Origin of the sequence: Pseudomonas sp. GXM4 (assembly GCF_008923895.1) — a bacterium.
Lineage (GTDB): Bacteria > Pseudomonadota > Gammaproteobacteria > Pseudomonadales > Pseudomonadaceae > Aquipseudomonas > Aquipseudomonas atacamensis.
This window is the reverse complement of the sequence record NZ_WBRZ01000285.1, coordinates 1-6,651: the sequence shown is the minus strand read 5'-3', so window position 1 is coordinate 6,651 and position 6,651 is coordinate 1. Positions and strand designations below refer to the sequence as shown.

Below are 6,651 nucleotides of genomic sequence, written 5' to 3'. Positions count from 1 at the left end.
AGCCAATCCCGAAACGCTCTCAACGAAGGCAGATTCTCATTACGCGGCGGGTACACCAGGTAATAGCTGCGTCGGCTGGTAATCGGCTCTCCCAGTTGCAGCAATTCGCCCTTGAGCAATTCCTCCTCGACGAGAATCCGCGGCACCAGGCCAACACCGATATTGGCGCGTACCGCTTGGATCAAGTGCGAGGTCATTTCAAAGCTCGGTCCGATCCGCATGCTGCGATGCGCAAGTTGGTGATGGCTGAACCATTCCGCCCATGCCTGGGCATTGCTGCTGACGTTGAGCAGCAACTGCCCGGCAATGTGCCGCTCGGCCTCGTCGCGTTCAGTCGCCGACAGCTGCGCGCTGGCAATCGCCACCAATTCTTCGGTGTGCAGGGGCAGGGCGGTCAGGCCTGGCCATTCACCCCCGCCGACACAGATCGCCGCGTCGATTTCGCTGGTGTCGAAGTCGATGGTTTCGATCCGCGAATGCAAGTGCACGGTCATGCCCGGGTGCGCCGTGTAGAAATCCTTCAACCGTGGCAGCAGCCATTTCGAACCGAAGGTTGGCAGCGTCGCCAGGCGCAGGCTATGGATGCCCGAACCAAACGCCATCGCCTGCAAGGTTGCGCTGCGAATCTGCCCGAGGGCTTCGCTGAGCTCGCGCTGATACATGCGCCCGACATCCGTCAGCACCACCTGCCGGCCTTCACGGCTGAACAGACGCATGCCGAGCATCTTCTCGAGAATCTGTACCTGGCGGCTGACCGCGCTCTGCGTCAGTGACAGTTCATGGGCGGCGCGGGTGTAGCTCTCGTGGCGAGCGGCGGCCTCGAAAGCCAGCAGCAGCGACATGGACGGTGTGAGGGTGCGCGGATTCATTCGTAAAACTCATCGATAGCGGGTCGAAATTACGCTTGTTCCATGGCTGGCCAGCAATGAACATGGGCGCAATCAGATGGCGGAGCCTGACGCAATCATTCCTTGCGCACAACTGTTCACCGCCACACAGCCCGATTTGACCGAGATGACCCGACCGATGATTGCCCAGCTGTCGCCTGCCAAAGCCCTGACCGGCGATTACCAACAATTCCTCGCCGCCCTGAAAGACAGCGGCTTTCGCGGTGAAATCAGCGCTGATTACGCCAGCCGCGTGGTGCTTGCGACCGACAACTCGATCTATCAGCGCTTGCCGCAAGCGGCGGTGTTTCCGCTGGACGCCGAAGACGTTGCACGTGTGGCGCGGCTGATTGCCGAACCGGCGTACGAGAAAGTGGTGATCACCCCGCGTGGTGGTGGCACCGGTACCAACGGCCAATCGCTGACGGACGGCATCGTCGTCGACCTGTCGCGGCACATGAATCGCATTCTGGAAATCAATGTTGAACAGCGCTGGGTGCGCGTGCAGGCCGGGGTGGTCAAGGATCAGCTCAACGCCGCGCTGAAATCCGCCGGGCTGTTTTTTGCTCCGGAACTGTCGACCTCGAACCGCGCCACGGTCGGCGGCATGATCAACACCGACGCCAGCGGCCAGGGCAGTTGCACCTACGGCAAGACCCGCGACCATGTGCTGGAACTTGAAATGATCCTGCGCGGCGGCGAGCGTCTGCACGGCCTGCCGCTGGCCGAGGATGAGCTTGCAGCGCAGTGCGCCCGCGATGATCGCGTCGGCGAAGTCTATCGTTGTGCGCGGCAGATCATTGATGAACAGGGCGAGCTGATCAAGGCACGCTTTCCCGATCTCAACCGCTGCCTGACCGGTTATGACCTGGCGCATCTGCGCGAGGCCGACCAGCGCTTCAACCTCAATAGCGTGCTGTGTGGCGCTGAGGGCTCGCTGGGCTTCGTCGTCGAAGCGCGGTTGAACGTATTGCCGATTCCCAAGCACACGATGCTGGTCAACATCCGCTACGCCGGGTTCATGGATGCCTTGCGTGATGCGCGGGCGTTGATGGCGCTCAAGCCGTTGTCGATTGAAACCGTCGACTCCAAGGTCTTGCTGTTGGCGATGCAGGACATCGTCTGGCACGGCGTTGCCGAATATTTTCCGGAAAACGCTGAGCGGCCGACTCTGGGCATCAATCTGGTCGAGTTCTGCGGTGACGATCCCGAAGATCTGCAACGCCGCGTCGAAGCGTTCCTCGAACATCTGCAAAACGACCGCACCGTGGAGCGCCTGGGCCATACGCTGGCGGTTGGTCAGGCAGCGGTGAACAAGGTCTATGGCATGCGCAAACGGGCGGTGGGCCTGCTCGGCAATGTCGCCGGCGAAGCCCGCCCGCAGCCGTTCGTTGAAGACACCGCAGTGCCGCCGCAGCATTTGGCCGAATACATCGCCGAACTGCGCGACCTGCTCGACAGCCACGGCTTGCAGTACGGCATGTTCGGCCATGTCGACGCCGGCGTACTGCACGTGCGGCCGATCCTCGACATGAAAGACCCGCAGCAAGCGGCCCTGGTACGCCCGGTGTCCGATGGCGTAGCGGCGCTGACCCAGCGCTACGGCGGCCTGCTCTGGGGCGAGCATGGCAAGGGCCTGCGTTCGGAATACGCGCCGGCATTCTTCGGCGAGTTGTACCCGGCGCTGCAAGCCTTGAAAGCGGCGTTCGACCCGTTCAACCAGTTCAATCCCGGCAAAATCGCCACGCCGGCCAACAGCGGATCGGCACTGCTGAAGATCGACGAAGTGACCCTGCGCGGCGAGCTGGATCGGCAGATCGACGAGAAAGTCTGGCAAAGCTACGGCGCGGCCATGCATTGCAATGGCAACGGCGCCTGCTACAACTTCGATCCTGATGACGCCATGTGCCCGTCGTGGAAAGCCACCCGCGAACGCGCGCAATCGCCCAAGGGCCGCGCTTCGCTGATTCGCGAATGGCTGCGGTTGCAGGGCGAGGCAGGTGTCGACGTACTCTCGGATGCGATTCGTAAACCGGCGTTTTTCAGCACGCTGTGGCAGCGCTGGCGCAACAGTCGCGATCCATCGGCGGATTTTTCCCATGAGGTGTACGACGCCATGGCCGGTTGCCTGGCCTGTAAATCCTGCGCGGGGCAGTGCCCGGTGAAGGTCAACGTGCCGGAATTCCGCTCGCGTTTTCTCGAGCTGTATCACAGTCGTTATCTGCGTCCGGCCCGGGATTACCTGATTGCCTCGCTGGAATACACCATTCCCTACATGGCGCGTATTCCGGCGCTGTACAACGGCTTGATGGGCGCGGGCTGGGTGCGTGGCGCACTGGCGCGGATCGGTGGCATGGTCGATGTGCCGTTGCTCAGCCGTTTCGATTTCCACGCGGCGATGCGCCGTTGGCAGGTGCAGCCGGCAACCGTCGCAACGTTGTCGGCGCTGACCCCAGGGCAACGCGAACGCAGCGTGGTCATCGTGCAGGACGCCTTCACCCGCTACTTCGAGGCGCCGCTGCTGGCTGATCTGGTCGAGCTGATTTCGCGCCTGGGTTATCAGGTCTATCTCGCGCCGTTCAGCGCCAACGGTAAACCGCTGCATGTGCAGGGCTTTCTCTCGGCGTTCAATCGCGCGGCGTTGCGTAACGCTGAGCAGTTGCAGGCGCTGGCGCAGACCGGCGTGCCGCTGCTGGGGCTGGATCCGGCGATGACTCTGGTCTATCGCCAGGAATACCTGAAAGTACCGGGCCTGAATGAGTGCCCAGAAGTAGCGCTGGTTCAGGAATGGTTACTCAAGGTCATGCCAGAACGGACGCCTGAGGCTCAGCCGATAGCGTTCCGTCTGCTCGCCCATTGCACGGAGAAAACCAACGCGCCGGCCGCGACCCGCCAGTGGGAGCAGGTCTTCGAACGTGCCGGTCTGAAGCTGGCCACGCAGGCTACCGGTTGCTGCGGCATGTCCGGTACTTACGGCCACGAAGCACGCAATCGCCAGACCTCAGCCGTCATTTACGAGCAGTCGTGGGCGCGCCAGGTGCAGGCTCCGGCGGAGCAGGGCGAGGCGTTGGCGACCGGCTACTCCTGCCGCAGCCAGGTCAAGCGCCAGTCGGATCAGGCGCTGCGCCATCCGTTGCAGGTGCTGCTCCAGACGCTGCGTCGCTGACCGTGTCGCTGGTGTCCCTGTCCCAGATCAGGCGTGGGTCGAAACTCATCGCCGCGAGCATGGTGAACACCACGACCAGGCCGAAGAACAGGATGCCCGGTCGTGGCTCGATATCGCCCAGCGCCTGGAATTTCACCAGCGCCGCGACCAGCGCGACCACCAGCACATCGAGCATCGACCAGTAGCCGATCAGTTCGACGAAGCGGTACAGCTTCGAACGCTCCCTGCGCGCCCAATCGCTGTTGCGCTGCACGGTGACGAGCAGCAAGGTCAGGGCGACGAATTTGACCCCCGGGACCGCGATGCTGGCGATGAAAATGATCAGGGCAATGTCCCACGCTCCGGCCTCCCAGAACTCCAGCACGCCACTCATGATCGTGCTGTCGGCGCCGTTGCCGAGCATCACCGTATTCATCACCGGCAGCAGATTGGCCGGGATATAAAAGGCCAGGGCGGCGAGCATATACGCCCAGGTGCGCGTCAGCGAATTGGTCTTGCGCCGATGCAAAGGCGCATCACAGCGTGGGCATTCGTGTGGCTCGTCGGTCATGTCACAGGCCAGGCCACAGCTGTGGCACAGGCACAAGTTGAGTTCGCTGGCGGTCGGTGGACGCTTCATAAAATGTCCCAGAGTTCGCGGATGTCACGGCCGGCAATGCGGATCATCATCAGGCTCAGCACCGCCAGGGCGAACAGGCCGATCCCCGGCAGCACATCGAGCAGGCCGGCGAGTTTGAACACCGCGACCATCGCCCCCAGCAGGCACACCTCGAGCATGCTCCACGGGCGCAGGGTTTCCAGCCAGCGCATGCACAGATTGAACCCCGGTGCCCGCCTCATGCCGAGGGCGAAAGTCAACACCCAGACCAGCAACACTAGCTGAAATGCCGGGGCGATGATGATTGCGATCGCCGCGACCATGGCGATAAAGGTGATCGGTCCCTGGCTCAGCGCGAGCACCGAATCCCACAGGGTCGCGCTGTTTTTCATGCCTTTGAGGCTGATGCTCATCACCGGATAGAAATTGGCGAACAGCCACAGCATCGCGGCCGTGAACGTCAGCGCCAGACGCTGCTCGATGGTCAGGCCGTTGAAGCGCTGCAGCACGCCACCGCAGCGTACGCACAGGGTTTTCTGGTGTTTGCCGAGCACGACTTTCTCGTACACGCAATCACAGTGCTCGCAGATGATCAGGTGTTCGGTATTGACCATGGACAGCGCTCAAGGGCAGGGCGGACCTGTTCACTATAGAAGGCTGGCGCTGATGGGCAACTTCGATGCTGCATGTTTGGGTTTTGTTTTTCTGGTGTTATAAGGTAACGCGAAATTTGCGGGCGGCGTTGTGGCTGTCCGGTGTTATTCCTCTCGATTGCGAAAGACCCATGCCCCCTGTACTTCCCCGTTCTGCCCCATTGACGACTGGCCGGCTGCTGTCCATTGATGCGCTCCGAGGCCTGGTGATCCTGTTCATGCTGCTCGATCACGTGCGCGAAACCTTCCTGTTGCACCGACAGGTCTCCGATCCGATGGACATTGCCAGCACCGAGCCGGCGCTGTTTTTCAGCCGCACATTGGCGCATCTGTGTGCGCCGGTGTTCGTCTTGCTGACCGGTCTGTCGGCTTGGCTCTACGGCGAAAAATACGCCGGCAAAGCCGATGTCAGCGCGTTTCTGTTCAAGCGCGGATTGTTCCTGGTGGCGCTGGAATTCACTTTGGTCAACTTCGCCTGGACCTTCCAGTTGCCGCCGAGCGTGATCTACCTGCAAGTGATCTGGGCGATCGGCCTGAGCATGATCGCGCTGGCGCTGCTGGTCTGGTTGCCACGTGCGCTGCTGCTGACGCTGAGCGTGGCGATCATCGCCGGGCATAACCTGCTCGACGCAGTGCATTTCCCGGTCGAGTCGGCACTGCATGTGCCTTGGGCGATTCTGCATGATCGAGGCTGGATCGAGATCAGCGAAACCCTGCGCCTGCGCACCTCGTACCCGCTGCTGCCGTGGATTGGTGTAATCGGCCTGGGCTATGTGCTGGGGCCGTGGTTTGCTCGCGGCATGGACGCGGCGGTGCGTCAGCGTCGTTTGCTGATTGCCGGGGTCGCTGGTTTGTTGGGATTTGTGGTGCTGCGCTTGATTAACGGCTACGGCGAAAAGCCGTGGGCGATCAGCGATTCGCTGGTGCAGACACTGATGAGCTTTTTCAACATCACCAAATACCCGCCATCGCTGCTGTTCATCGCGCTGACTGTGAGCGTGGGGCTGTTGCTGTTGCTCGCCTTTGAGCGCGTGCAGAGTCGCCGCTGGATTGGCTGGCTGACGGTGTTCGGCTCGGCGCCGATGTTTTTCTATCTGCTGCATCTGTATGCGTTGAAGGTGTTGTACCTGATTGGCGTGGCGCTGTTCGGCCTGAATCAGGGCAGCTATTTCGGCTTTTCGACGGTGACGGCGGTGTGGCTGGCGGCGGTGGTTCTTGCCGTGGTGCTGTTCCCGGCAGTGCGCTGGTTTTCTGCATTGAAAGCGCGGCGCCGGGACATCAGCTGGCTGAAATATCTGTAAATTGCGTGGAGTTGTGGGAGTGAGCTTGCTCACGAAAGCGGCGAAT

General features: G+C 61.7%; 5 protein-coding genes. 2 read left to right on the top strand and 3 right to left on the bottom strand.

Annotation, left to right across the window (positions count from 1 at the left end):
* On the bottom strand, positions 1 to 869 hold an 869-nt coding region (locus F8N49_RS23885), incomplete at its 3' end, for a LysR substrate-binding domain-containing protein (RefSeq protein WP_151552847.1).
* A 157-nt stretch (positions 870 to 1,026) separates the two neighbouring features.
* Between F8N49_RS23885 and F8N49_RS23880 the strand changes: the two genes are divergently transcribed.
* The gene (locus F8N49_RS23880; RefSeq protein WP_151552849.1) at positions 1,027 to 4,053 is read left to right on the top strand and encodes an FAD-binding and (Fe-S)-binding domain-containing protein; all 3,027 of its coding nucleotides are present in this window, start codon (positions 1,027 to 1,029) and stop codon (positions 4,051 to 4,053) included.
* On the opposite strand, the gene F8N49_RS23875 is transcribed toward F8N49_RS23880, so the two are convergent.
* On the bottom strand, positions 3,986 to 4,672 hold the full coding sequence (locus F8N49_RS23875; protein ID WP_071172742.1) for a paraquat-inducible protein A: 687 nt from the start codon (positions 4,670 to 4,672) through the stop codon (positions 3,986 to 3,988). The two genes, F8N49_RS23880 and F8N49_RS23875, sit on opposite strands and share 68 nt — an antisense overlap.
* Complete coding sequence (locus F8N49_RS23870; protein ID WP_073471155.1) at positions 4,669 to 5,265, bottom strand: paraquat-inducible protein A; 597 nt, start codon at positions 5,263 to 5,265, stop codon at positions 4,669 to 4,671. Before F8N49_RS23870 ends, F8N49_RS23875 begins: the two co-directional genes overlap by 4 nt.
* A 170-nt stretch (positions 5,266 to 5,435) precedes the next feature.
* Between F8N49_RS23870 and F8N49_RS23865 the strand changes: the two genes are divergently transcribed.
* Entirely contained in the window at positions 5,436 to 6,605 is a 1,170-nt protein-coding gene (locus F8N49_RS23865; RefSeq protein WP_151552845.1) for a DUF1624 domain-containing protein, read from the top strand.
* Positions 6,606 to 6,651: the final 46 nt, after the last annotated feature.

What these genes read in the sequence shown, in the direction of transcription:
- F8N49_RS23870 (WP_073471155.1), bottom strand. Translation starts at nt 5,265, where the DNA reads ATGGTCAATACCGAACACCTGATCATCTGCGAGCACTGTGATTGCGTG.
- F8N49_RS23875 (WP_071172742.1), bottom strand. Translation starts at nt 4,672, where the DNA reads ATGAAGCGTCCACCGACCGCCAGCGAACTCAACTTGTGCCTGTGCCAC.
- F8N49_RS23865 (WP_151552845.1), top strand. Translation starts at nt 5,436, where the DNA reads ATGCCCCCTGTACTTCCCCGTTCTGCCCCATTGACGACTGGCCGGCTG.
- F8N49_RS23880 (WP_151552849.1), top strand. Translation starts at nt 1,027, where the DNA reads ATGATTGCCCAGCTGTCGCCTGCCAAAGCCCTGACCGGCGATTACCAA.